Raw genomic sequence first — 24020 nt, 5'->3', positions numbered from 1 at the left:
AGCTACCTCGCCGGCCTCCACCTCCGTGCCTCGATGATCTGGATCGACGACCTCCTGAAGGCAACTGGCTGATCACAACATCACACAGGCCCTAGCCGTGCAGCCAGATCCGCAGCGGACCGATCGGCTCGAAGCCGTGGTGCACGGCGGCCGCCAGGTCATCGCCGTCCTCATAGCCGACCACCGGCAGCGTGGGGAACAGCGAGTGCACCGCGCAGTGTACAACCGGCCAGGCCGCGTCCGGGCCGCCGTCCAGTGCGAAAACGTTGGAGATACCGACCACCTCGTCGCTGCGGCTCACCACCGCTCCGGCGACCACGCACCCGTCGGAAGATCGCCCGGCGAGCACGAACGTATCCGATTCGTCGAGCAGTTCGGGCCGGATGAGGTCCGCATTGCCGTTCCCGTCGTCCCAGGCTAGCGCCCAGGCGCGTAGCGTTTCTGGGCCACTCGCCACGTCCCAGGCAAGATCGGACGCGATGGTGGGCGCACTCGCCGGACGGTGGATCCACTGTGCCTCGAACAGCACCTGGAAGCCGGCCTTCGTCAGGTCGAGGTCGGCGAAGCTATCTTTGACGGACGCGCCGGGCGCGGTGGTGTCGATCCGGGGCAGCAGCGCGGTCGGATCGGCATCCGGCAGCAGGGTCACCGCGTCGGGGTAGTACAGCGGCGTGCGGGCCGGGGCGGCCCAAGCCTGCAACCCGAACTCGCTCATCAAGCCGTGGGACCGGCTCATCGCTCCGCACCAGCCGGCGTTGTTGCGGGCGGCGGCCCGGACCATGAGTTGCTTCGACATCGTCACGAACGAGGATCATCCCCCGTCCCGGGGCCGGTGGTCGAACGCTTTTCCGTTGCGTCGAGGAGGATCGGCAGCCCATCTGGAAGGCATGGCCGTGCTTCACGTCGACAAGGACTACGAGACCGTTGCCCGCTCCTGACACCTTTGTGCAAGCAGTTCCGACTCGACATGGGGCAGCTGCGGAAGCGAGCTGAACGCGACGGCACCGAGGCGGCCCGGCTGGCACGCCCCCGCCCGGGTCCGCCGCCTTGCGCATTCCTCATGGACTCGGCATACCGAAGGGAACATGGCCGTCAGCCCTACCGACACCACGCTTTGAAGGTCAGTAGTGCCGCAGTACGAATGCTCCTGCTCCCTGATCCCCCTGCGGCGGGATGCGGGCCAGGGGACCTGCGGTGTCGCGATGCCGCCTGCTGCGTCGGGCAGCGCGGCGGGTTGACGAGCACGCGCCGCGGTGAGGACCAAGCGGCGTTGGAGTCGGCAACGGTGGCGGGCGACGGCCAGGGACAACACATGCCAATCCGTCGCTCGGCGACCGGTCCGCCGCCGTACCGAAGGCCGCCGAGGGCACGAATGGTGCTGATCGCGATTCCCAGCCCTCGCCGCCCTGGGATCCTGTGCGTCGAGCCAAATCAGGAGGGCCCTGTACAGAGGAGCTCATGCTCGGCTTCGTAGGCGATGTCGGCGACCTGGCCAAGCTGGTCATGGCCGAACTCGGCTCCCGAGCAGCGAGGAGCCGTCGTAATCGCGGGACCAATCACTGTCTAGGCGTAATCGAAGGGTGATGAGCGGGTGGAGCGGAAAGTGATGGATCTCGACGCGTACACGGCCCGGGCCCGGAGCGGCCCGTGCTTTGTCTGCGCGTACCTGGCCGGAGACCCGGACTACCGGCATGAGGCGATCTACGAGGACGAGGCTCACGTGGCCTTCCTGGACCGGTGGCCCACCGTACCGGGCAAGGTGTTGGTGGCACCGAAGGCGCACATCGAGCATGTCATCAGGGACTTGGACGAGACCGCGTTCAGCAGGCTGATGGGCGTGGTGCACAAGGTGGCGGCGGCCGTGGAAGCGGTCTTCAAGCCGGAGCGGACGTATCTGCTCTCGCTGGGAAGCCAGCAGGGCAACGCCCATCTGCACTGGAACATTGCAGGGCTGCCGCCCGGGGTTCCCTACGAGCATCAGCAGTTTCACGCGCTGATGACCGAGAACGGGGTGCTGTCCCCGACCCCGGAACAAAACGCAGATATGGCGAAGCGCCTACGCAAAGCGATCGTCAGCGGCTGCCACCCCGACCAGACCTCATGCGGCTTAACCACATGCGAAGATCTCACCTGAGCAACCAGGCGGTGGCTTCGTCAGCCGTTGCCGGGCGCCCGCTTGTGGGGCGCCCGGGTGTCGTCGTAGGAGGTCACGATGCCGATGTGGTCCTTCCGTGTGCAACAAAGATGCGCGGTGCTGGTCACGGGCGCTCTGGGGTGCCTGTGGACGGGATGGGCGCGTGGGGCGCGCCGCGACCAGGGGGCACTTTGGTACGCAGCCGGGCGGGGGCCCGGGCGGCCCGTCGGCGTAGGTGAACCCCTGGGGCAGCGACCCGTCGCTGTTGACCGGGCCCACGGCGGACACGTTCTGGGGGCGCGCTGCCGTCTGGCGCGCGATGATCTCGCCCGGGTACCGGACCCTGCGAAGGAACGGGAGTTGAGAGTCGCCGCCCCCTCAGTCCGGAGCCGGGTCTGTGCCGTCCCCGCTCGCCCCGCCTGATCGGTCGGCCCCGTCCTCCCGCGGAGCGGTGGCGAGTTCGCGTACTACCTCGGCGAAACCCCGTACGAGGGGGCTGGTCGCGCCCTCGTACCAGGCCAGGGCGACCCTCAGGGGTTCGACGTCGGTGAGCGGGACCCAGGACAGGTCGGGGCGGGCGTAGTACAGGGCCATGCTCGCCGGGGCGAAGCAGATCGCGGCGCCCTCGGCGACCTGCTCCAGCATCTCCTCGACGTTGTCGTTCTTCGGACCCCAGCGCGGTGCGGAGCCGTCCGGTCTGGGGTTCACCGCCCACCAGTCGACCCAGTCGCGTGGCGCCCGCTCCGTCCACAGCAGCGGCTCGTCCTTGACGTCCAGGATGCCGATGCCCGCACGCCCCGCCAGCGGGTGCCCGATGGGCAGGCCGACGACCCGGGGCTCGGTGTGGACCACCTCGGCGTGCAGGTCGGTGAGGTCGGCGGGCAGCCAGACGAAGGCGACGTCCACCCGGCCGTCGCGCAGGGCGGCCGCCTCCTGGCCCCAGTCGAAGCGCTTGGGTTCCACCCGGACGTCCGGATTGCGGCGGGCGAACTCGGCCCGGGCCCGAGTGGTCAACTCGCCCGCGCCGCTTGCCTCGAAGCCGACCCGGAGCACCGCCTTCTCCTGGCACCGGTGGCCTTCCGCCGCGGCGAGGACACGGTCCGCCTGGCGCACGGTCCGGCGCGCCTCGGCCACCACATCGCGCCCCGCGGGGGTGTGGGTCATGCCGCCGGGGTGCCGCTCGAAGAGGGGGACGCCGAGTTCCGCCTCCAGCTTCCGCAGCGCGTAGGACAGGGCCGGCTGGCTCACGTACAGCCGCGCTGCCGCCCGGCGGAGGTTCCCCTCCTCGGCGATCGCCACGAGATACTGCAACTGCCGTAATTCCATGGGCGAGATCATAGCCAGCGGCGATAAACGCTCTTTATGGAGCGCGTTGATTTCTGTCTTGGACAACGGGAACGGGTGGTGGCCGTAATGGAGACGCACGCCGGGACACCGCCCGGATGTGCTCGCCGGCCGGCACCCGGTCGGCTTCCGGAACCACCCTGGAGATTCCCATGAGCGACAACGCCCGCGCCGCTGCTGCCCCCGCCGCCACCCCCACCCGCTCCGCAACCGGCAAAGTCTGGCTGATCACCGGCGCCAACTCCGGTTTCGGTCAGGCGATCGCGCGGGCAGCCCTCGACGCGGGTGACACCGTGGTGGCCGCCGCCCGCCGCCCCGAATCCCTCGACGAACTCGCCGCCGCGCACCCAGGCCGCGTCGTCCCGGTCGCCCTCGACGTCACCGACCCGGCCCGCATCACAGCCGTCGTCGCCGAAGTGATGCTCTGGTACGGGCGGATCGACGTACTGGTCAACAACGCCGGCCGCGGACAGCTCGGCGCCGTCGAGGAGACCACCGACCGCGAACTCCGCGACCTGATGGACCTGCACTTCTTCGGTCCGGCCGCGCTCACCCGCGCCGTACTCCCGCACATGCGCCGCCAGGGCTCGGGCGCCGTCGTGCAGATGAGCAGCATGGGCGGCCGGTTCTCCTTCCCCGGCGTCGGCGCCTACTCGGCCACCAAGTTCGCCCTGGAGGGGCTGTCCGAGGCGCTGGCCCTGGAAGTCGCCCCGCACGGGATCAAGGTGCTGGTCGTGGAGCCGGGGGCGTTCCGGACCGGGTTCGCCGGCGGCGGTGCGCTGCGCCAGTCGGCACCCCTGGACGCGTACGAGGAGACGGTCGGCCCGGTCCGCGCCGGACTCCCGGACAGCGACGGCAAGCAGCCGGGAGACCCCGAGAAGGCCGCCGCGGCGATCCTGACCGCCTTGGCCGCCGAGCAGACCCCGCTGCGACTGGCCCTCGGCAACGACGCCGCCGACGCCATCGCCACTCACCTGAAGTCCGCCGGCGAGGAGGCGGCCGCCTGGGAGGCGGTCAGCCGGGGCACCGACTTCGACGGAAAGTGAGGGGAGTGGAGGGCCAGGTCCTGGCGCTGGGTCCCGGAGCGCTGAAGCGGGACCGGGAAGCCCCTGCCGGAAGACGCTCTCGCCGGGAGCTCTGGCGGCCCGGGGCGTGACACTCCCGGGCGGCTCGGCCTCCGCGTCCGCGCACCGCCGACACCCCCGCCGGGGCCTGTCAACTTCTCTGCGCACCAGGCGAGTTGGAAGTAACTCATTCGTCGGTCGTTCCGGCTGCGAGGGATCCGCAGCACGCCGAGCAGCGGCAAGACCTGGAAGGACGATCCATGGACCGCAACGATGACGTGCCTGACAAGGGGGTGGCACTCCTCCGTGAAGGCGCTGAAGCGACAGGCCACTTCCACCGACTTGTCTCGCCGCCCGCGCACTGGGGGAGGACACTGTGAGCGGACAGCCCGCAGCCGACGTGAGGGGTAATGCCCCGCCCGGCCCCGAGGCAGCCGACAACCGGCCGCGGCCGGGTCTCCGGTCCACGGTGCTGGTTGCCTGTCTGGCCTTTTTCGTCATCACGCTGGACACCACCGTGGTCAATGTCGCCCTGCCGAGCATCGGCCGGCAGTGGGACGGTCAGGTTTCCGCACTGCAGTGGGTGGTCACCGCGTATACCCTGCTCTTCGCGGCCCTGCTCCTGTCGGCCGGCGCCGTCTCCGACCGTATGGGCGCGAGCCGAGCCTTCACGATCGGGCTGTCCGTCTTCACCCTGATGTCCGCACTGTGCGGGCTGGCACCCAACCTCCCTGTGCTCATCGCCGCGCGGGCGATCCAGGGCGCAGGAGCGGCTGTGATGATGCCTGCCTCGCTCGCCCTGGTGCGCCAGGCGTACGATTCCCCGGCCCGGCGCGCTCGCGGAATCGCACTGTGGACCGCCGGTGGCGGCGCGGCGGTCGCGGCCGGCCCGGTTGTCGGCGGCGCGCTCACCACCGGGCTCGGCTGGCGATGGATCTTCTTCGTCAACCTGCCGGTCGGCGTTTTCGCACTCGTCTGCATGCTCCGGGCACCTCGCTCCCCACGAGGACACTCCCCGATGGACCCGGTCGGCCAGGTCACCGCCGTACTCGCGCTGGCGGCCCTGGTGTTCGCGGTCATCACCGGAGGGTCGGGCGGGTGGACGAGCCCGACGACAATCTGCGGCTTCCTGGTCGCCGTACTCGCCGGAACCGCGTTCCTCATGGCCGAGTCCCGGCAGAGCGATCCTGCCGTTCCGCTGACGTTGTTCCGCATCCCCTCGGTGGCCGTCTGCACCAGCGCGGGTCTCGCCCTGAACTTCGGCTACTACGGCCTGGTCTTCGTCTTCACGATCTTCTTCCAGGAGCACCGCGGAGCCTCGGCGCTCACCGCGGGACTGATGTTCATTCCGATGACGGCCTTCACCACCCTCGTCAACCTGCTCGCCGGCAAGCTGACCAACCGGTACGGGCCACGCCTCCCGCTGATCCTCGGCCAGGTCATCCAGACGGTCGGCATCCTGGGCCTGCTTCTCGTCCGTCGGGACACCCCCACTGCCTTGCTCCTGACTTTGCTGGTGCCACTCGGAATCGGTGGCGGACTCGCGATCCCGCCGTTGACGTCGGCGATGCTGGAGTCGGTGCCGCACGAGCGTGCAGGCCTCGCATCCGGAGTACTCAGCACCGCCAGGCAGTTCGGCGGCGCGATCGGAGTCGCCCTGCTCGGTGCGCTGATCGCGGACTCTGCCCACTTCATGACCGGGATGCGGATCAGCCTGGTTGTGGGGGCGGCCGTGCTGGTGGCCACCACACTCGGCGTGGCGTTCTTCCTGCCCGGCAGCCTGAAGCCCGCGGCTCCCTCGGGACCTGCAATGGTCTCCTCGCGCCCTGGCGGCTTGGAATCGCGATGACCCGGGCGGGGCGTCCTGTGCCACTGAACCTTGAACGCACACGTGAACTTTGTCAGCGAATGTTGAGCGACTCCGGTCACCTCTTCGGTGCTGGGGGACTGGAGGGGCGGATCGTCGTGGTGAGGCGTCGCAGCGCGGCGTGAGCGGGTGGGCCCCAGGTGCGCTTGCCGCCCGGTCGGCCGTGGACGCCTGCCTCTCCGATGAAGATGCAGGCGAGGGCTTTCAGCACAGCCCAGCCGCGGGCGCGGCGTCGGGTCGCTGTGTCGGCAGCCGGTTGATAGGCATCGTAGAAGCGGTCGACGGCGCCGTCCGGCAGCAGCATCCAAGCGGCAGCGAGATCGCAGGCCGGATCGCCCGCAAAGAGATCGCCGAAGTCAATCACGCCGCAGAAGGTGCCGTCCGCGGTGAGGACATTGGCCGGATGCAGATCGCCGTGCAGCCACAGGGCCGGCCCCGCCCAGTCGGGCGCGGCGACGGCATCTTCCCAGACGGCGCGGACGGCGTCCGGATCAGGGATCAGCCCCGACTCGGTGGCCGAAGCCAAGCCCTGTTCGAACCCCTCGGCCCGGTCGGTCAGCGGCCCTCCACGGTCACGGCCGGCCGGCGCCCCGCCGGGGGCGGGCCGGTGAAGTGCGGTCAGAAACGCGGCCAAGGTGTCGGCCGCCTTCGCGGAGCGCGTGGCGGGGGCGCGGTCGGCGGGTGTTCCCGGCACCCAGGTGGTGACGATCCAAGGCCGCGGAAACCGCTCGGAGGGTTCGCCGAGACGCTGCGGTACGGGGACCGGCAGCGGAAGGTGCGGGGCGAGAGCGGGAAGCCAGGCGTGCTCCTTTCGCAGCAGGGCGTCCGCGGACAGCGTCGCCCAGGGCAGCCGGACGGCGAGGTCGTCGCCGAGCCGCCACAACTGGTTGTCCCAGCCCCGCGCACCGAGCCGCACAGGGTGATCGGCCAGGTCGGGATGCTGGTCGCGCAGCAGATCCCGGACCAGTTCCGCGGTGATCTCGATCTCGGTATGCGTCATGCGGAGCCACGATAGCCGGACGGTGACCCACCGTTCGTGACGTCCAGCACTCCATGCCGATCAGACTTCGATGGCACGAATCCACCGATCACCAACCCTCGGTAGCAGGGTCTCGCCTGGGCATCCGGGCTGCTCGGTTGCTCGACGGCGACGCGGTGATGACTGCGGTCACGATCTTGCGGACGGCTCCAGCCTCCGGCGGGGTGCCCGAGGTAGGAGGCGAGCGCGGCCGCGGCATCGGTCAGGATCGGGAAGTCGGTGAAGTGTCGGTGCAGAAGGCCTTTGGCGCAGCCGGTTTCCGTGGTGACCGCAGCTGGTCAGCGCGCTCGGCCTGTCCAGAGCCCCCTGCTATGGTGCGCCGAAGTCATCGATCAAGCAGTTCCAAGTCACCTTCGACTGCGCGGAACCTGAGCGCGTCGCTCGCTTTTGGTGCGAGGTGTTGGGGTACGTCGTACCGCCGCCACCGGAGGGGTTTGCTACGTGGGACGATTTCAATCGCTCTCTGCCGCCTGAGCGGCAGGGTTCAGCGTTCGCCTGCGGTGACCCCTCAGGCGTGGGCCCGCGACTGTACTTCCAGCGCGTCCCCGAAGGCAAGATCGTCAAGACCCGGGTGCATCTTGACGTGCGAGTCGGCACCGGGCTCGTGGGTGAAGAGCGCCTCGCCACGCTCGAAGCCGAGTGCACACGACTGGTCGCGCTCGGCGCGGTACGCGTGCGACTGCTGCTTGCCGATGACCACAATGAGTCGTGCATTGTGATGCAGGACATCGAGGGCAACGAGTTCTGCCTCGACTGAGCATCCTCCGAGATGGGGAGGTGGGAACCGCCTCCCTTGCGCCTCCTTTGAAGGTGGTACCGGATGCCGAGTGTCGCGAAGGCGCAGTCGCGAAACGCTTCGGCCCTCGGAGCGCCAGGGCCCGGCATGACGGAATACTTCGAGCAGGGCCGGGGCTGGTCTGATCATGAATGAGATTCTTGTGACGGGCGCGACCGGCAATGTGGGCCGACAAGTTGTTGTTGAGCTCCTGGCCACTGGCACCGCTGTGCGTGCGTTGGTGCGTGATCCCGAAACGGCCGGGTTACCGGGAGGGGTCAAGGTCGTAGGCGGGGACCTGTCCGAGCCCGAGACGCTGGAGGAGGCGCTCAAGGGGACCAGCACAGTGTTCCTGGTCTGGCCTTTCCTCACGACCAAGGGCGCACCCGCCGTACTGGAGACGATCGCACGGCATGCCCACCGCATCGTCTATCTCTCCTCGTCAGGGGTGGACGAGGACGCTGAACGGCAGACCGACCCGATCAACCAGCTCCACGCCGACATGGAGCGCCTGATCGAAAAGTCCGGCCTGGAATGGACCGTCCTGCGAGCGACCACCATCGCCTCCAACGCGCGGGGGTGGGTCGAGCAGATCCGCACCACGCACGTGGTCCGCGGTCCCGACATGGCAGCCACAGCGGTGGTGCACGAACGTGACATCGCGGACGTGGCGGTACGGGTGCTGACCGGTGACGGGTATGTGGGTACGAAGTTCGTCCTGACCGGTCCGCAGGTACTGAGCAGAGCCCAGCAGGTACATACCATCGGTGAAGCGATCGGCCGCCTGGTGTCCTTCGAGAAGGTCCCGGTACAGGTCGCGCGAGAGCAGATGCTGGCCGACGGCAGGCCAACCGCCCTCGTCGAGGCGCTCTTGGCCAGCGTTGAAAGGCGGCCCGCATCGAACTTGGTCACCTCCACGGTGGAAGAGATCACCGGAGCGCCGGCGCGCACGTTCCGTGCATGGGCGCAGGAGCACGCGGAGGAATTCCGCTAGATTCGCCGTCCAGAGTCCCAGCCCGAAATGTGCCTCGAACTGGGCCCTCACCTGGGCATTCGCCGGACGTGCGGACGGCCTCGGCTTGATCACGTGCTCCGATCGAGGAGACACCCGACCAGACCGAGGCGGTGGAGAAGAGCGTGCCGCAGCAGGAGACCGTCATGAGGCGTTCGCGACGCTGCCACGCTTGTGTGGTGACTTCTACGACTGCCTGGACGGGCCGGTCAGGACACTGAGCCCTTCCCAACCTGCCGCGCTGGATGGGAAGTTGGGCTGACGAACGGGCGAAGCCGCTGGTAGATGGGTTGTCGACCAAGAGAACCGTCTCCACCAGAGGCTTCGCATGCTTGTCTACCCGTCCAGCGTCGACGTGTCCAGCTCTGCCCTCCGCTTGCTCGCCGCCCGCCTGAGAGAACACCGCCGCGCTCTCGGTACCCGATGGCGGCGGCTGAGTGCGGGCCGACAGGCCCTGCTCGCTCTTGCTCATCTCCGCAACGGTCAGCCCTACGCCCAGCTCGCAGCCGGTTTCGGCATCGGCACCACCACCGTCTACCGCTACATCACCGAGGCCGTCGAACTCCTGGCCGCGCTCGCCCCCACGTTCGCCGAAGCCGTACGGGCTGCGTCGAGGAAGGCATATCTGATCCTGGACGGGACGCTTCTGCCCATCGACCGGATCGCCGCCGACCGGCCCTTCTACTCGGGCAAGCGCAAGAAACACGGTATGAACGTGCAGGTCATAGCCGACCCGAAGGGCCGTCTGCTGTGGGCCTCACCAGCCCTGGCCGGCGCCGTCCACGACGTCCGGGCCGCCCACGAGCACGGCGTCATCGACGCTCTCACCGACGCCGGCATCACCTGCTGGGCGGACAAGGGCTACCAGGGCGCAGGCGGCGCAGTCCGCACGCCTTACCGCGGCCGGTGGGACAAGCTGTCCACCAGTCAGCAGGCCGTCAACCGGTCCCACGCGAAGATCCGGGCCCTGGTCGAGCAGGCCGTTGCCACCCTCAAGCCATGGCGGCTCCTTCGCAAGCTCCGCTGCTCGACGACTCGGATCACGAGCCTCGTCCAAGCCGTCCTCACCCTCCGTCCGGCCGGAAAGGGCTCACTGCCTGACAATGTTTTCGATGTCAGTTTGTTTTGACGTCAGTTGAGGGCGCGCGGTGGGGGCGGATCGTCCCGCGGCCTGCGTTCGATACCGCCCCGGTGTGGTGCCGAACTCCCTTTCGAAGGCGTGTGAGAGTGCGTACGGGCTGCCGTAGCCGACGCGGCTGGCGACGGTGGCCAGGGTGTCCGCGGTGTCTCGGAGCAGGGTGGCGGCAAGGATCAGGCGCCACCACGTGAGGTACGCCATCGGAGGGCGACCGACCAGAGTGGTGAACCGGCGCGCCAGGGTGGGACGGGAGACGCCCGCCTCTGCGGCCAGGCGGTCGTTGCTCCACGGGGCGGCCGGGTCTGAATGCAGCGCCCGCAGGGCGGCGGCCGTCACCGGGTCGCCCAGTACGCGGGGCCAGGCTCCGCTGGTGGCCTCGGTCACCCAGGAACGGATGATGTAGGTCGACGTCGTCGTCAACACCCACCTTCACGTCGATCACGTCGGCTGGAACACCGTCGACGCAGACGGGGAGTGGGTACCGACGTTTCCCAACGCTCAGTACCTCATTCCAGCCGCAGACGACTTCCATTACGGTCCGGACAACGCGTACGGGAACGGCCTGCAGGCAGTCGACCGGCTGATCTACGAAGACAGCATCGCACCCATCCATCAGGCCGGACAGGCCGTGCTGTGGGATGGTCTGCACCGCATCGACGAACACCTCACCTTGGAGTCCGCGCCCGGCCACACTCCCGGTTCGTCCGTGCTACGGCTCGCCTCCGGGAGCGACCGGGCGGTCTTCGTCGGAGATCTGGTGCACAGCCCGGTGCAGATCCTGCAACCCTGCTGCAACAGCAGTGCTTGCTTGCCTGGCCCCGGAACAAGCGGTGGCCAGTCGCCGTCGGATTCTCCAGCGGGCAGCTTATGAGCGGGAACTGCTCGTTCCTGCGCACTTCGGTGGTGCGGGTGCTGTGGAAGTCCGACAGGCGAGTGATGGGTTCGCCCTCGGCCCATGGGCAGCAGCCAGTCCGAACAAGAGAACGTCAGCTCTGAGTGAACCTTTGGTCCGTGGGCTTCCCCGGCCCTGGTCGGTGCCCTCCATGGCGTCCGGGCCGCACGCGAGCACGGCATCATAGGGGCTCTCGCCGAGGCCGGCCTCAGCTGACAAGGGCTCCCAGGGCGCAGGCGGCACGGTCCATCTCCCGTACCGCGGCCGGTGGGAACCCCTTGCGCCGGCCAGCAGGCTGTCAACCGGTCCCACGCGAAGATCCGCGCACTGGCCGAACAAGCCACCGCACCCTCAAGTCCCGGCCGCTCCATGCAAGCTCCGCTGCTCGACTACCCGGATCACCAGCCTCGTCCTAGCCGTCCTCACCCTCCATCTGGCCAGCTCAGACTGAGGTTGGAAAGGGCTCACTGGCCGACCTGGCGCTCGTACCGGAACACGCCGTGGCCACGGCGCTTTGGACGGCCGCTTAAAACAAGGGACGCCTGGACGTTGATCGGTCTCGGTCGTGGCCGCGCTGGAGACCGGCCACACCTCGTGGACTGCGGTGCTGGATGCGATCCGCCTTCAGCCCGGCGCCCATCTCGCTGCCGTCACTACCGCCCAGCTACGCGAGGTCGCCGAACGGCTCATCGCCGCCGGGCATTGGAACAAGAGAGACCCGGAGATCCTGCTGGTACTCGACTCCAGATACGACGCCCCGCGCATCGCGCACCTGCTGGCCGGGCTGCCCGTCGAGATTCTTGGCCGTCTGCGCTCGGACCGGGTGATGCGCTGGCCAGTACCACCGCGCGTCTACGACCCCAAAGGCGGCCGACCGCTGGGCCTGGCTGGTGATCGCCGCCCACACCCAGCTCCGGCTCACCCGTCCGCTCGCCATCGACCTGCGGCGGCCCTGGGAGACAGCGACCAAGCCGAACAAGCTCACCCCGGCCCAAGTCCGCCGGAGGTTCCTCCATGCGAAGACTCCATCGCCGGTCCGTGTACCACAACGGCCCCGGCTAGGCCCCGGATGCCCCGCCGAACCAGGTAAACGACAAGCTCAGTACCTGTTTTCGGCTCCACGTAGCCGGGGCTCCAGCCTGGCTACATGTCCGAGGGCATGGGGCGGGTCGGGGAGAGGAACTGTCGGGCTTATGGCGAACGACTGAGGCCGGAGGCACGGCCGGACGCGGTGTTCTGTTCTTCGGCGTGTCGTGCCAGGCAGGGGCGTACGAATCCGCGGTTGCGCAAGCGCCTGGCGGCAGTGCGGAACGGTGTCGGCGGGCATGCGGACGACGGGCAGGCGCCCGCCGTCGCGTGCCGATCTCCCGCCGGTGAGCGGTCGGCTGCCTGGGCAGGTACTGCAGCGTGCGGATGGACAGAACGATCGACGCCGGGTGGACAAGCGCGCGAAGCTCCTGGCGAACCCGGGTGACCTCGGTCGAGATCCCGTCTACCAGGAGCTTCGTCGTTCCGTACCGCGTTTGCCCACCAACGCGGCGGCTTCACAGTCAAGTTGGAAAGGGCTCATGAGCGCTCCGCGATCAGCGCCCATCATCGGTGCGCACGCCTGGAGTTACCTCATGGACATGAATTCGGGCAGGGTGAGGGCCGAGTGGGCCGGTCGCCCCTCCCTGGAGGGCATGGTGCTGAGATTGCGCAGCATGTCGTTGCGCTGCTCCAGGGCCCGAGCGGTGGTGGGAAAGAGCGTGGCGTCGCCCACGCCGATCTGCCCCTGGTTCAGGGTCACAAACTCACGGGTGTCGCGTTCGTAGGCGGCGAACCCCGCGGCGGTGTCCCGATCGGCCAGGGAACCGGCGAGCATGTACGCACCGACGAGCGCGAGGCTGGTGCCCTGTCCGGTGAGGAACGAGGGTGCGTACGCGGCGTCGCCCACCAGCGCGACCCTGCCGCTGGACCAGCGAGGCATGCGGATCTGGCTGACCACGTCGATGAACAGATCATCCGACTCGCGCATGGCGGCGATCATGCCCGGGACTTCCCATCCCGCGTCGGCGAAGGTCGCGGCAACCAGGTCCCGCTGGGCTTCTCGGCTACGGACCGCGTCGAATGGCGGTTCCGGGTGGGCGAAGTTCAGGAAGGCGTGCACTTCGTCGTCGTCCCCTACGGCGTAGACAGCCGCGGCTCTGCCCGGGGTGTTCCACATCATGGTCTCGTGGGAGAGACCGAAGGTGTTGCGCATGGTGAACACGGCGAAGCAGTACCCGAGGTATCGGTGGAACTGCTCTTCGGGGCCGAACAGGAACTCCCGGGTACGCGAGTGCAGACCGTCCGCGCCGAACACCATGTCGAACGTACGTCTGCCGCCCCCGCGGAAGGTGACGTCGACCCCGTGGTCGGACTGGTCGAGGGTGGCGATGGAGTCGTTGAACAAGAACTCCACGTCGTCACGGACCGCCGTGTGAAGAGCGTCGGTCAGATCCCCGCGCCGCACCTCGAGGTCCCGTCCCGCGACACTGCCGACGACGGTATGCGGGTTGACCGAGGCCACCTTGCCGCCGTCCCCGTCGAGGAAGGTGAGCCGACGCAAGTCGACGTGCGCGTCCTGTAATTGTGGCAAGATCCCCATCCGCCGGACGACCTCCAGTGCGGTGCCGCGCACGTCGATGGGGTATCCACCGCTACGCAGTGTCCTCGCCTTCTCCACCACCGTGACCGCGTATCCGTAGCGGTTCAGCCAGAACGCGAGGGCGGGACCCGCGATGCTGGCCCCCGATATCAGGACCTTGCGCCTCGGCGTGGTGCGGACATCGGTCAACGGATCGGTGAGGGTCATGTTTTGACTCCTTTGCTCATGGTGCGGACGGCAAGCAAGGACAGCGCCGTGACGGCGCCGGCGATGACGAAGCCGGTGACGAAGGCCGATTCGGCCGGGTCTTCCATCCCGGGATGGGTCCCGGCGGTGAGGAAGGCGCCGCTGACCTGTGCGCCTGCGGCGAAGCCGATCACTCGAGTCACCAGGACCAGGCTGGTGGCGGTGCCGGTGTTTCCGTGATCGACAGAGGTGGCGGTCTTGACGACCATCGCCGTGATGCAGACACCACTGGCCAGGGCGATCAGCGCCTTACCGACGATGAGGTGCCAGATCTCGGTGTGCACGAACGCCAGGGCGGCCAACGTGGCCGTCATGACGCCGATTCCGGCAGTGACCACGGCGCTCGAGCCGAAATGCCGCGCCGCGACCCCGCCGAGCGGCCCGCTGATCGCCCCCGCGACGGCGCCGGGCAACAGGTACCGCCCGATGTCGGTGGAGCCGGCCCCGAAGCCGTATCCGTCGGCGGACACCGCGAACAGCTGCGGAACGAGATACATCGACACCGAGGTACCTACGCAGACGGCGAATGTGATCGCATAGGAGCTCCATATCTCAGGCTTCGCCACCAGGTTCAGATCGACCATCGGCGAGGGTGACCGGCGTTCAACGAAGATCCATCCGGTCACGAGGAGGGCCAGGAGCACAACGAGGGCGCCGAGCACGCGTGGCCGGCTGCCGAACTCGGGCGCCATCGAGAGCCCGAGCATGAGCGTCAGCAGAACGCCGCTCAGGAGAACCAGGCCGGGCCAGTCGATCCTGGCGTCCGACCGGGCCGGCGGATCGTTCGGCATCAACCTGTGGACCAGCAGGGTCGCCACGACGATCGCGATCGTCGGTATCGCGAACATCCAGTGCCGGGACAGCCCTTCCGCGATGGGCCCGGCCATCAGCGTCCCCAGCATGCCGCCGCCCACGAACAACCCGCTGACCACTCCGATGGCCACCTGGGACTCTCCCGTTGGGAGGTGCTTGCGTACCAGGATGAACGAAAGTGGCATCGCGCCCACCATCGCGCCCTCCAGCACCTGACCGAGCAGCAGCACCGGCAGGTTCGGTGCCAGCGAGGACACCAGTCCACCGGCCGAGACCACCGCCATCAGCCGGAGCATGACCCATTTCCCGCCGTAGCGGTCACCGAGGTTGCCCGCGACGGGCGTGACGAGAGCACCGGTGATGAGCATCGTGATGCTGAGTAGTGCCCCTTGGGCAGGGCTCATTGATAATTCGCGTTGCAACAGCGGGAGCGTCGGGGTCACCACGGACTCCAGGGCCCCGGTGGCGGCTGCCAGCATGCCGAGAGCCACGACAGCGGCCTTCCCGATGCGGACCGGGGGCGCGAGGGTTGTGGTCATGAACGTTCTTTCCTTCGTCGTCGGACGAGTAAGGATTCGGCAACGCGCGTAGCGCTGCCGTCTTTGGCGCCACCGGTGGGCGTGCGCTACTGGGAGACCGAGGGCCGGTTCTCGCAGAGTGCCGCCTCGACGGCGGCTTTCATGTCGTCGCTCTGCGCATCCGAACCGCCAGGGTCGACGTTCACCATGACCGTCGCCTGCCTGCCGTCGACCGTGGCACCGCCCACCGTCTCGTACCCGAGGATGTCTCCGCTGTGTCCCCAGTAGAGGCCGCCGCAGGGCAGCGGCCTGCTCTCCAGGCCGAGGCCGTACGCCCGGCCGTCCGGGTCGCCGGTCGGCCGCGTCCTCATCACCTCCCGGAGCTGGGCCGGGCGCAGCAGCTTGCCGCGCACGAGCGCGTCCAGGAAGCGGTTGAGGTCGGTACCGCTGGAGATCATCTCGCCGGCCGGGCCCGCGACCGAGGGGTTGAACGCGGTGATGTCCATGAGCGGCGCGTCCTCGCCCGGCCGCGCGTACCCGCGCGGGTGCGGTCCGGGGATCGCCGGGACGTCACCCGGCACGTACGTCTCGCGCAGACCGAGCGGTGTGATGATGCGTCGGCGGACTTCCTCACCGTACGGGTGGCCGGTCACCTTCTCGATGATCAGGCCGGCCAGCAGGTACCCCGTATTGGAATAGCGCCAGTCGGTGCCCGGCTCGAAGGTTGGGGGGTGGGCGAGCGCCATGCTCACGAGGTCACGTGTGTCGTAGTGGGCCAGCGGGTCCTCGAGGACCCGCTGCGGGCTGAGGTAGTCGAGGACGTCGGGCACACCGCTGGTGTGCTGAAGCAGCTGGCGGACGGTGATCGCCCGCCCGTCGTTGCCGTGTCCGCGGACGACGCCGGGCAGATAGCGCTCCACCGGCGCGTCGAGGGCGACGCGGTGCTCTCCCACCAGCTGGAGCATGACCGTCGCCACGAAAGGTTTGGTCATGCTGCCGATCCGGAACCTGCTGTCGCGGCGCACTGGCGCGTGGCTCTTCACGTCCGCGACACCGCTGGTCAGCACCGTGCTGCCGCGCCGGTCCCGCACCTCGACGAGCGCCCCGGGCCCGCCGTCGACCGTGGTCAGCCGGTGCAGGAGTTCGCGCAGCCGAGCGTGGCCGGCGGTGTTGGCGGATTTGGCGGAGGTGGATTCAGCGGCGGTGAACGTGGCGGCGGCCTTCCGCGGCGGCACGTCGTTACCCGTCAGCGCACCCCCCGCGACAACGACCGCTAAAGCCAGTGTGAGTGCGCCACCCAGCGCACGCTTGTGCTTGAGCACGTGTGCCCCCTTGTTGTGAGAGCCGGCATATTAGGAAGCGCGGCGCTCACCCCACATCACCCCCCAGAGCCACTGTTCGTGTCATACCGGGGGTGGGCCAGGGTGACAAAAACCGGGGGACGGTACGGTCTCGATGATCAGGTTGAGGTGCGGTTTCGCCCCCGCCGCCACATCCTGGCCGAAGCCCGTTGACACCTGAGGAAGACCCTGCGCGGCCGCCCGGTCATGCCCGGCCCACCAGGTGCGACCTGCAATGCAGCGCCAAGTTGAGGAGGCGCCGGAGATCCACGAGCAGGTCAAAGGGGCTGGGGGAGCAGCCGCAGTGCCAGGGGACAATCCGAAGGGTATCTTCGATCGAAAGTCGGTCACTTCCGGTCATGCGTTGTGAGCTTCCGATTTTCGGTCTGACTCTCGGGTTCCGAAGCCTCTGCCACGCATTTTGGAGGGGCGAATGGCTGTGCCTCCTCGTGAGCGGCGGCGGCTTCGTGGTCGACCTCGCCCATCCCGCCGAGGTACGGCCCATGGGCGACTCCGTAAGCGGTGATCGCCAACCCTTGTTGAAGACGTTGTCGAGTACTACCGTACGCTCATTCGTACTCACCTCGAAGGTTGCCTACGCCCTTCGCTGTGCTGAGATGTCATCGCCCCGAGATGAGGCACAGGATGGTTCGCTCCGATCAAGGTCCGGCTGCCCGGCTGCAGGACCGCGTGCACGAACTCCACTCCACCTACAGCGCTCCGGACGCGGGCGTGGCCCACCTGCTCTGTGACCGCTATCCGCCCGACGCGGTCGCCTACACGGTGGTGGAGCCCGACCTCTCAGTCACGGTGCTCACCTATGGCCGGCTCAGGGAGGATTCCGAGCGGTTCGCCGCGGCTCTGGCCGGTCTCGGGGTGGGGCCGGGTGACCGGGTGGCCACGCTGATGGGCAAGAGCGCCGACTACCTCGTCGCACTCCTTGCGACGTGGCGGCTCGGCGCGGTCACTGTCCCGCTGTTCACCGCCTTCGCCCCGCCCGCCATCGCTCTGCGGCTGAGAGCGAGCGACGCCAACGTGGTGGTGTGCGACGAGAACCAGCGGCCCAAGCTCGATCCCGGGGAGGACATCCCGGCCGACGCCGCGTGGCGGATCGTTGTGAGCGGTGGCATCGGCCGCGCCGGTGACCTGCGATTCGACGAGCTCATGTCCGCCCATGAACCCGGACACCCCGCCGTGTCCCTCGGCGGCAACGCGCCGATCGTGCACATCTTCACCTCCGGAACGACCGGGCGCCCCAAGGGAGTTGTCGTCCCCACCGCCGCCATCGCCGGATTCCGCGCGTACGCCGAATTCGGCTGCGGGGTGCGCGAGGGCGACGTCTTCTGGAACGCGGCCGACCCCGGCTGGGCGTACGGACTGTACTTCGGGGTGATCGCCTCCCTCAGCCTCGGTGTGCCCAGCGTGCTGCTGCACGCCGGGTTCTCGGCGGAGCTGACCTGGCGCGTCATGGAACAGCTCGGCGTCACCAACTTCACGGCCGCCCCGACCGTCTACCGCTCCCTGCGCGCCTCGGATGCGCCGGTCCCGGGCAAGCTGGCGCTGCGCTGTGCCTCCAGCGCGGGTGAACCCCTCACTCCCGACGTCAACGCCTGGGCCACCGAGGCGCTCGGCGTCGAGGTGCACGACCACTACGGGCAGACCGAGGCCGGCATGCTGATCAACAACCATCAGCATCCGGCGCTGAGCAGGCCGGTGCGCGCCGGTTCCATGGGTCATCCACTGCCCGGGTGGAGCCTGTACGTGCTCGACGAGGACCGCGCCGAGATCGCGCCCGCCGGCACCACGGGACGTATCGCCGCCGACACGACCGGAAGCCCGTTCGCCTGGTTCACCGGTTACGAGGGCGACACGGCCCAGAGCGCCGAGAAGTTCAGTGCGGACGGCCGGTGGTACTACACCGGCGACGTCGGATCGGTGGACGAGGACGGCTACTTCCACTTCTCCTCGCGCGACGACGACGTCATCATCATGGCCGGCTACCGCATCGGCCCCTTCGACGTCGAGTCGGTGCTGGCCACCCACCCCGCCGTGGTCGAGTGTGCGGTCATCGCCGCGCCCGACGAGGTTCGCGGCGAGGTCCTGGAGGCTTTCGTCGTCCTGCGGCACGGCACGGACGCCTCCGACACGCTCGCCACCGAGCTGCAGCAGCTGGTCAAGAAGCGGTTCGCCGCCCACGCCTATCCCCGCACCGTCCACTTCACCGACCGGCTGCCCAAGACGCCCAGCGGAAAGATCCAGCGCTATGTCCTGCGCCGTCAGCGGCAGCAGGACACCGGAGGACATGCATGAGCACCACCCCCAGCACCCGTACCAGTACCAGTACGGCGGTCGTGGCCGAACAGGCCGGATCTGTACGCCGGCTGCGGCTGAACCGGCCCGGGAGCCGCAACTCGATCAGCCCGGAACTGATCGCCGCTCTCGACGAGGCCGTCGCCGCCGCTATGGCCGACGCGGCCACGCAGGTGGTCGTCATCTCGGGCAACGGCCCCAGCTTCTGCGCCGGCGCCGATCTGCGCCATCTGCTGGAGCTGGCCGGGGACGGCGTGGACCCGGTGGAGTTCCTCACCCGGATCTCGGACTGCTTTCAGCGTGTGGAGGCCGCGCCGAAACCGGTCATCGCGGCCGTCCACGGCCATGTGGTCGCCGGCGGCCTGGAACTGGCCCTGGCCTGCGACGCCGTCGTGGCCCAGGAGGGCTGCGTCATCGGTGACGGGCACATCCGCAACAACCTGCTGCCGGGCGCCGGTTCGAGCTACCGCCTGCCCCGCAAGGTGGGCGAGCCGCTCGCCCGCCGGCTGATGCTCACCGGTGAACTGCTGCCGGCCGAGCACTTCCTGCCCAGCGGGTTCGTCCAGGCCGTGGCCCCCGCCGGGGATTTCGAGGCGACCGTCAAGGGTGTGGCCGAGTCGTTCGCCGGGCTGGAGGCCAGTGGCCAGGGGCGGATCAAGAACCTGCTCGCGGACCCGGGGACGGCGGCGGCCATGCGGCGCGAGCTCGACGTGTTCGCCGCGCACTGGCACGAGCAGGACATCGCCGCCCAGCTGACCCACTTTTTCGACACCCGAGGCATGAGGTAAGAACGTGCGACGTTACGAAGACCGCGTGGTCATGATCACCGGAGCCGGCCAGGGGCTCGGCCGCGCGATGGCGGAGCGCTTCAGTGCCGAGGGCGCCCATCTGGCGGTGTGCGACGTGAACGAGGCGGCACTCAAGCAGACCGCCGCCCTGTGCGAAGGGGCGCAGGTGCGCACGGCGGTCGTCGATGTCGCCGACTCCGCACAGGTCGACACCTGGGTGGCTGCGACGGTCGAGGCGTACGGCCGGGTGGACGTGCTCGTCAACAACGCCGGAGTCATCCGCGACAACCGCCTGGAGCGGATGAGCGACGCCGAGTGGGACGCCGTGCTCGATGTCAGCCTGCGCGGCATGTTCCACTGCACCCGCGCGGTCTTCGGACACATGAAGCGCCAGGAGTACGGACGCATCCTGTCCTTCTCCTCCATGTCCTGGCGCGGCAACTTCGGGCAGGCCAACTACGCCGCCGCGAAGGCCGGCGTGGTGGGCATGGCCCGCACCATCGCCCTCGAAGGCGCCCCGCACGGCGTGACCTCCAACGCCATCGCGCCCGGCCTCATCGACACCCCGATGCTCGCCTCGATGAACGACGCCGCCCGCGCCAAGCTCGCCGCCCGCGTGCCCATGCGGCACATCGGCGACCCCACGGACATCGCGGAGGCGGCCGCGTACCTGTGCTCGCAGGCGGCGGGCTATGTGACGGGCGTCGTGCTCGACGTGGACGGCGGGATCGGCATCGGCGGCGCGATGCGCTGACGCCTGCGGGGAAGCGCCCAGTCCAGGTAGGAAAGATCCCTCCCATTGTGGGCGCATCGCGCTGGAGGCAGTCTCGAATTATGGCAACCAAGCCGGATATCCGGCCAAAGGCATGGAGAGTTTCGTATGGCCACCGAAATCAGCTTCACCAGCAACAATCTGCGGATCGCCGGACTGTTCTTCATCCCCGAGGGCCATGCGGGCGAGCGTCTGCCGGCCATGGTGATCGGCCACCCCGGTGGCGGTGTGAAGGAGCAGAACTGGGGATCTGCGCGTTGGGCGGGTACGTGCCGTTCGCCGCACAAGCCGACACGCGGATCAAGGCGGTCGGAACGGTGTCCGCCTTCGACGCCGGTGACGCGGTCCGCAACGGTGTCGACGGGCAGCAGGGCCCCGAGGGCCTGCAGCAGATCCTGGGCCTCTCGGCCGCGATGCGCACCGCCGGAGCGGGCGGCGCCGAGCCCGCCTATGCGCCGATCGTGCCGGAGTCCCTGGGGGAGGGCGGGGAGGGGTACGCGTACTACCGCACCCCGCGCGGCCGGCACTCCCGCTCGGACAACAAGCAGCTGGTGCGCAGCCTCGACCGGCTCGTGCAGTTCGACGCCTTCCGCTTCATACCGATGATCGCGCCCCGCGCGGTGCTGATGATCGCCGGAACCGAGGCGTCCCTGTACGACCAGGACGAGCACGTCACCCCGGCCGTCGACAAGCTCGACGCGTTCTTCGGCAAGGCCCTCGCCGCCTGAGGACCCAGCCAGCGGTTGGCGGCCTGGGTTCCGCGGCAGGGGCCGCATCCGAGACCCTCACGAGCCCGGGACGCGGCTCCGGCACCGAGACGGTGAACGACATGAGTGAGGCACGCAAGGTGCACGAAGCGCTCGCCGGGCCGAAGGAACTGTACTGGGGCAAGGGCCAGCACTTCAGCTTCTACGACCACCCCGGACAGGTGCGTCGTACCGCGGACCGCGTCGCGGCGCACTTCAAGGCCACGCTGAGCTGATCCGGGACACCTCTCGACGGACGCGCCGAAGCAGACGCAAAGCGTGGGGGCCGACCGGACACCGTTCGGTCAGCCCCCACGCTTTCCTTCGCGCGCGAAGGAAAGCGCGGCGCCCCCACCGCGCGCGGCGGTACACGCCCCGGTCCCGGTTCCCCGCACCAACGGCGTCGACTTCCTCGTCGGGTCCGGAGCGACGCTGGAGATCGACATCCTCAACCAGATGCTGATCCCGGAGCGGAGCTTCGTGGGCAACAGCGGCGGTACCCTACAACGAACTGGTGGAGCTCGTCGCACTCGCGCATCGCGGGGTTCTGGAGATCGCCACCACGCAGTTCCCCCTCGAAGGCGTCAACGAAGCACTCCACGCCCTCAACGACGGCAAGCTCATCGGGCGCGGTGTTCTCATGGTCTCCGAGGGCTGACGGGCCCGTCCGCCACCGTTCGGCTGTTGCCGATGCCCGGAGCCGGCTCGCCCTGACCCCGGACCTCAGGGCGAGCCGGGCACCTTGGTGAGCGCTGCCAGGACCAGGTTGCTCAGCTCGATGAAGGCATCCCCGGACGACAGGCGGGTGGGGCCGAGCAGCTCGCGGCTGTGGATGCCGTCGATCAGGAGCCCGACGGCCTGGCTGACGAACTCAGCGTGCACCGCACGGAATTCGCCCGATTCCACGCCCGCGTGGATCATCTCGCCGACCCGCCGGGTCGCGGCCATCGAGTTGACGGTGTAGATCTCGCGCGTCGCGTCGTCGTCCAGCATGTCGTCGTAACAGGCGGCCGACATGCGCTGCATCTGCGCGCCCACGGCCGCCAGGTACGCGGCGATCTGCCGGGCCGGGTCCTCGACCGCGACGATCTCCTGCTCCACCTGCTCGGCGGCATCGCGGAAGAAGCTCTTGAGGACGGTGGCGACGAGGTGATGCCGGCTGGAGGAGATCGCGTACAGCGTCGTCTTCGAGCACTGGAGGCGGGCCGCGAGAGCGTCCACCGTCAGCCGGGCGAAGCCCTCTTCCAGGACGATGCCCTGCAGGTGCGCGAGCAGTTCGTTCCGCCGCTCCTCATCCAGGCGTTTGCGCCCGGCGCCGGGCGCACGCCGGCCGGTTCGCTGCACCGACATCTCACACCCCTTCCAGAGCGAGCCGCCAGGGTTCGACGGCTCCGCCACATCGTACGGGGGCATGCCACCACCCTGGCCGTGGCCCGGAGGGGACGGACTGTCGACCGGAGGGCCTCAGCGCGGGGCGATGCGGACGGTCAGCGGGTGCGACGCCTCGTTCGTGGCCATCTCGACCGCCCGGCGTCCGGCCAGGCGGTACTTTTCGGCGAAGGCGGTGTCGATGGCGTCGTGGGGGCCGTCGAACCGCGTCATGGAAGGCGACGTCGAAGTCGAGGCTGCGGAAGGTGGCGGCGCGCACGACGCCGCGGGCTCGGATGCTGCCGACGCCGTTGCCCAGCGCCCTGCGGTACCAGAGTCCGTACGCGCTCATGGAGCGCACGTAGATGTCGTCGACGACGACGAAGCCGACCGGGACGAAACGGCTCGGGGTGCCGTCGGCGCGCTGCGGGTTGACGTGCAACAGGCGGCACCGTGCGATGCGACGCAGGTCGCGGGCGGGCCAGGACATGCCTCGGCCCTCCTTTCGGTGGTGTCGCGTGCCGGTGCGGCCGCGATCAGGCTCGGGGTGGCGGATGGTCTTGGTGCCGAACTCCGGACGGGCGGCGTGGCGGGAGGCCCACCACTGGCGCCATGGCCTCCCAGTCGTGCGGGTCCGCTGGGGGCATCGTGTCGATGTCGGCCAGGAGGGCCGCTGCCAGGGGGTTCCAGGCCAGGATGTCGAGGTACTTGCCCACCACGAATGCCGGCGTATCGGTCAGCCGGTCCAGAAGGCGCTGGATCTGCGGGCCCACTGGGGCCGAGCGGCGCTGCGGCCGGCCTGCTGCGCGAGGCCCTCGACATAAGTGCGCTGATCGGGCGTGAGACGCAGCGTGTCGGCGATGGCGTCGAGGACGGGCTGCGCCGGGGCGAGTCGTCCTTGCTCGATGCGGGCATAGTACTCGTGGCGGATCGCCACGCTCTCGGCGACTTCTTCTCGCCTCAGCCCGGCGACACGGCGGATGGCGGCATCACGCGTGGGCAGCCCCAGGTCGGCGGGATTGAGTTCGCGGCGGCGCGCCTTCAGGAACTGGCCGAGCCCTTCCAGGTGCGGGTTCTTCGCGGTCATATCTGTCACTGCTTCTGGTGGGGCGCGCCCCGGGCGGGGGTGGGGCCCGGGGCGGGGGCGGGTGTGGGTGAGGGGGCCCCCCCGGGGGTGCGGGCCCCGCTTCCCACGGGGGGTTGCAGGGGGAATCAGGGGGGACCG

At 69.0% G+C, this 24020-nt stretch carries 23 protein-coding genes and 5 pseudogenes; 15 read left to right on the top strand and 13 right to left on the bottom strand.

Annotated elements, in window-relative coordinates; translation table 11 throughout:
* Window positions 1-91 precede the first annotated feature (91 nt).
* Window positions 92-796 (bottom strand): hypothetical protein, encoded by a 705-nt coding sequence (locus ACFZCY_RS44610; protein WP_391187425.1) that lies wholly within the window; start codon window positions 794-796, stop codon window positions 92-94.
* 810 nt (window positions 797-1606) lie between these two features.
* On the opposite strand from ACFZCY_RS44610, the gene ACFZCY_RS44605 reads away from it, so the two are divergent.
* Entirely contained in the window at window positions 1607-2134 is a 528-nt protein-coding gene (locus ACFZCY_RS44605) for an HIT domain-containing protein (RefSeq protein ID WP_391187417.1), read from the top strand.
* Window positions 2135-2512: 378 nt separating this feature from the next.
* Here ACFZCY_RS44605 and ACFZCY_RS44600 read toward each other — a convergent pair whose 3' ends face one another.
* A complete protein-coding gene (locus ACFZCY_RS44600; RefSeq protein ID WP_391187415.1) occupies window positions 2513-3460 on the bottom strand; it encodes a LysR substrate-binding domain-containing protein in 948 nt (315 codons plus the stop codon).
* Window positions 3461-3630: 170 nt separating this feature from the next.
* On the opposite strand from ACFZCY_RS44600, the gene ACFZCY_RS44595 reads away from it, so the two are divergent.
* Both ACFZCY_RS44595 and ACFZCY_RS44590 read left to right on the top strand, forming a co-directional pair.
* Complete coding sequence (locus ACFZCY_RS44595) at window positions 3631-4524, top strand: oxidoreductase (RefSeq protein ID WP_391187413.1); 894 nt, start codon at window positions 3631-3633, stop codon at window positions 4522-4524.
* A 394-nt stretch (window positions 4525-4918) separates the two neighbouring features.
* Window positions 4919-6391, top strand: a complete 1473-nt coding sequence (locus ACFZCY_RS44590; RefSeq protein ID WP_391187411.1) for a DHA2 family efflux MFS transporter permease subunit — start codon at window positions 4919-4921, stop codon at window positions 6389-6391.
* Between the two features lie 76 nt (window positions 6392-6467).
* Here ACFZCY_RS44590 and ACFZCY_RS44585 read toward each other — a convergent pair whose 3' ends face one another.
* Both ACFZCY_RS44585 and ACFZCY_RS44580 read right to left on the bottom strand, forming a co-directional pair.
* The gene (locus ACFZCY_RS44585; protein ID WP_391187409.1) at window positions 6468-7409 is read right to left on the bottom strand and encodes a phosphotransferase; all 942 of its coding nucleotides are present in this window, start codon (window positions 7407-7409) and stop codon (window positions 6468-6470) included.
* 251 nt (window positions 7410-7660) lie between these two features.
* Window positions 7661-7748, bottom strand: a pseudogene (locus ACFZCY_RS44580) (TetR/AcrR family transcriptional regulator); the annotation flags it as partial.
* Here ACFZCY_RS44580 and ACFZCY_RS44575 point away from each other — a divergent pair.
* The 3 genes from ACFZCY_RS44575 (at window position 7741) to ACFZCY_RS44565 (ending at window position 10364) form a co-directional block, all read left to right on the top strand.
* Window positions 7741-8205 (top strand): VOC family protein, encoded by a 465-nt coding sequence (locus tag ACFZCY_RS44575; RefSeq protein ID WP_391187423.1) that lies wholly within the window; start codon window positions 7741-7743, stop codon window positions 8203-8205. The pseudogene ACFZCY_RS44580 and the gene ACFZCY_RS44575 sit on opposite strands and share 8 nt — an antisense overlap.
* A gap of 166 nt (window positions 8206-8371) precedes the next feature.
* Window positions 8372-9217 (top strand): NAD(P)H-binding protein, encoded by an 846-nt coding sequence (locus ACFZCY_RS44570; protein WP_391187407.1) that lies wholly within the window; start codon window positions 8372-8374, stop codon window positions 9215-9217.
* A gap of 346 nt (window positions 9218-9563) precedes the next feature.
* Window positions 9564-10364, top strand: coding sequence for an IS5 family transposase (locus ACFZCY_RS44565; RefSeq protein ID WP_391187404.1), 801 nt, complete (start codon window positions 9564-9566; stop codon window positions 10362-10364).
* Here ACFZCY_RS44565 and ACFZCY_RS44560 read toward each other — a convergent pair.
* A pseudogene (locus tag ACFZCY_RS44560) lies at window positions 10326-10775 on the bottom strand (helix-turn-helix domain-containing protein); the annotation flags it as partial. The gene ACFZCY_RS44565 and the pseudogene ACFZCY_RS44560 sit on opposite strands and share 39 nt — an antisense overlap.
* A 1-nt stretch (window position 10776) precedes the next feature.
* Between ACFZCY_RS44560 and ACFZCY_RS44555 the strand changes: the two are divergent.
* The 3 genes and pseudogenes from ACFZCY_RS44555 to ACFZCY_RS44545 all read left to right on the top strand — a co-directional run.
* A pseudogene (locus ACFZCY_RS44555) lies at window positions 10777-11365 on the top strand (MBL fold metallo-hydrolase); the annotation flags it as partial.
* Between the two features lie 20 nt (window positions 11366-11385).
* Window positions 11386-11716: pseudogene (locus ACFZCY_RS44550) on the top strand (IS5/IS1182 family transposase); the annotation flags it as partial.
* A 114-nt stretch (window positions 11717-11830) separates the two neighbouring features.
* Window positions 11831-12355 (top strand): transposase, encoded by a 525-nt coding sequence (locus ACFZCY_RS44545; protein ID WP_391187402.1) that lies wholly within the window; start codon window positions 11831-11833, stop codon window positions 12353-12355.
* 525 nt (window positions 12356-12880) lie between these two features.
* On the opposite strand, the gene ACFZCY_RS44540 is transcribed toward ACFZCY_RS44545, so the two are convergent.
* From ACFZCY_RS44540 to ACFZCY_RS44530, 3 genes are all read right to left on the bottom strand, one after another.
* Window positions 12881-14101 carry an FAD-dependent monooxygenase gene (locus ACFZCY_RS44540; protein WP_391187400.1) on the bottom strand — a complete coding sequence of 407 codons (1221 nt, stop codon included), beginning with the start codon at window positions 14099-14101 and terminating at the stop codon, window positions 12881-12883.
* Complete coding sequence (locus ACFZCY_RS44535) at window positions 14098-15492, bottom strand: MFS transporter (RefSeq protein WP_391187398.1); 1395 nt, start codon at window positions 15490-15492, stop codon at window positions 14098-14100. The genes ACFZCY_RS44540 and ACFZCY_RS44535 overlap by 4 nt, the downstream gene beginning before the upstream one ends.
* 86 nt (window positions 15493-15578) lie before the next feature.
* A complete protein-coding gene (locus tag ACFZCY_RS44530) occupies window positions 15579-16706 on the bottom strand; it encodes a serine hydrolase (RefSeq protein WP_391187396.1) in 1128 nt (375 codons plus the stop codon).
* 750 nt (window positions 16707-17456) lie between these two features.
* Between ACFZCY_RS44530 and ACFZCY_RS44525 the strand changes: the two genes are divergently transcribed.
* The 6 genes from ACFZCY_RS44525 to ACFZCY_RS44500 all read left to right on the top strand — a co-directional run bounded on the left by ACFZCY_RS44525 (window position 17457) and on the right by ACFZCY_RS44500 (window position 22085).
* Window positions 17457-19121: an AMP-binding protein gene (locus tag ACFZCY_RS44525; RefSeq protein ID WP_391187394.1), complete on the top strand. Its 1665-nt coding sequence runs from the start codon at window positions 17457-17459 to the stop codon at window positions 19119-19121.
* On the top strand, window positions 19118-19909 hold the full coding sequence (locus ACFZCY_RS44520) for an enoyl-CoA hydratase-related protein (protein WP_391187392.1): 792 nt from the start codon (window positions 19118-19120) through the stop codon (window positions 19907-19909). The genes ACFZCY_RS44525 and ACFZCY_RS44520 overlap by 4 nt, the downstream gene beginning before the upstream one ends.
* Before the next feature lie 4 nt (window positions 19910-19913).
* Window positions 19914-20663: a 3-oxoacyl-ACP reductase FabG gene (locus tag ACFZCY_RS44515; RefSeq protein WP_391187390.1), complete on the top strand. Its 750-nt coding sequence runs from the start codon at window positions 19914-19916 to the stop codon at window positions 20661-20663.
* Window positions 20664-20938: 275 nt separating this feature from the next.
* The gene (locus tag ACFZCY_RS44510) at window positions 20939-21409 is read left to right on the top strand and encodes a hypothetical protein (protein ID WP_391187388.1); all 471 of its coding nucleotides are present in this window, start codon (window positions 20939-20941) and stop codon (window positions 21407-21409) included.
* Window positions 21410-21510: 101 nt separating this feature from the next.
* Window positions 21511-21663, top strand: a complete 153-nt coding sequence (locus tag ACFZCY_RS44505) for a hypothetical protein (RefSeq protein ID WP_391187386.1) — start codon at window positions 21511-21513, stop codon at window positions 21661-21663.
* 278 nt (window positions 21664-21941) lie between these two features.
* Window positions 21942-22085 (top strand): hypothetical protein, encoded by a 144-nt coding sequence (locus ACFZCY_RS44500; protein WP_391187384.1) that lies wholly within the window; start codon window positions 21942-21944, stop codon window positions 22083-22085.
* 65 nt (window positions 22086-22150) lie between these two features.
* Here the strand turns inward: ACFZCY_RS44500 and ACFZCY_RS44495 are convergent, their stop codons facing one another.
* The 5 genes and pseudogenes from ACFZCY_RS44495 to ACFZCY_RS44475 all read right to left on the bottom strand — a co-directional run bounded on the left by ACFZCY_RS44495 (window position 22151) and on the right by ACFZCY_RS44475 (window position 23882).
* Window positions 22151-22777, bottom strand: coding sequence for a TetR/AcrR family transcriptional regulator (locus ACFZCY_RS44495; RefSeq protein WP_391187382.1), 627 nt, complete (start codon window positions 22775-22777; stop codon window positions 22151-22153).
* A 114-nt stretch (window positions 22778-22891) separates the two neighbouring features.
* Window positions 22892-23029 (bottom strand): hypothetical protein, encoded by a 138-nt coding sequence (locus ACFZCY_RS44490; protein WP_391187427.1) that lies wholly within the window; start codon window positions 23027-23029, stop codon window positions 22892-22894.
* A gap of 46 nt (window positions 23030-23075) precedes the next feature.
* A pseudogene (locus tag ACFZCY_RS44485) lies at window positions 23076-23285 on the bottom strand (DUF2255 family protein); the annotation flags it as partial.
* A gap of 46 nt (window positions 23286-23331) precedes the next feature.
* Complete coding sequence (locus ACFZCY_RS44480) at window positions 23332-23511, bottom strand: hypothetical protein (RefSeq protein WP_391187421.1); 180 nt, start codon at window positions 23509-23511, stop codon at window positions 23332-23334.
* A 20-nt stretch (window positions 23512-23531) separates the two neighbouring features.
* Entirely contained in the window at window positions 23532-23882 is a 351-nt protein-coding gene (locus ACFZCY_RS44475) for a helix-turn-helix domain-containing protein (RefSeq protein WP_391187380.1), read from the bottom strand.
* Window positions 23883-24020: the final 138 nt, after the last annotated feature.

Source organism: Streptomyces sp. NPDC007983, from assembly GCF_042958345.1.
Classification (GTDB): domain Bacteria; phylum Actinomycetota; class Actinomycetes; order Streptomycetales; family Streptomycetaceae; genus Streptomyces.
This window is presented reverse-complemented; position numbering and strand designations above follow the sequence as displayed.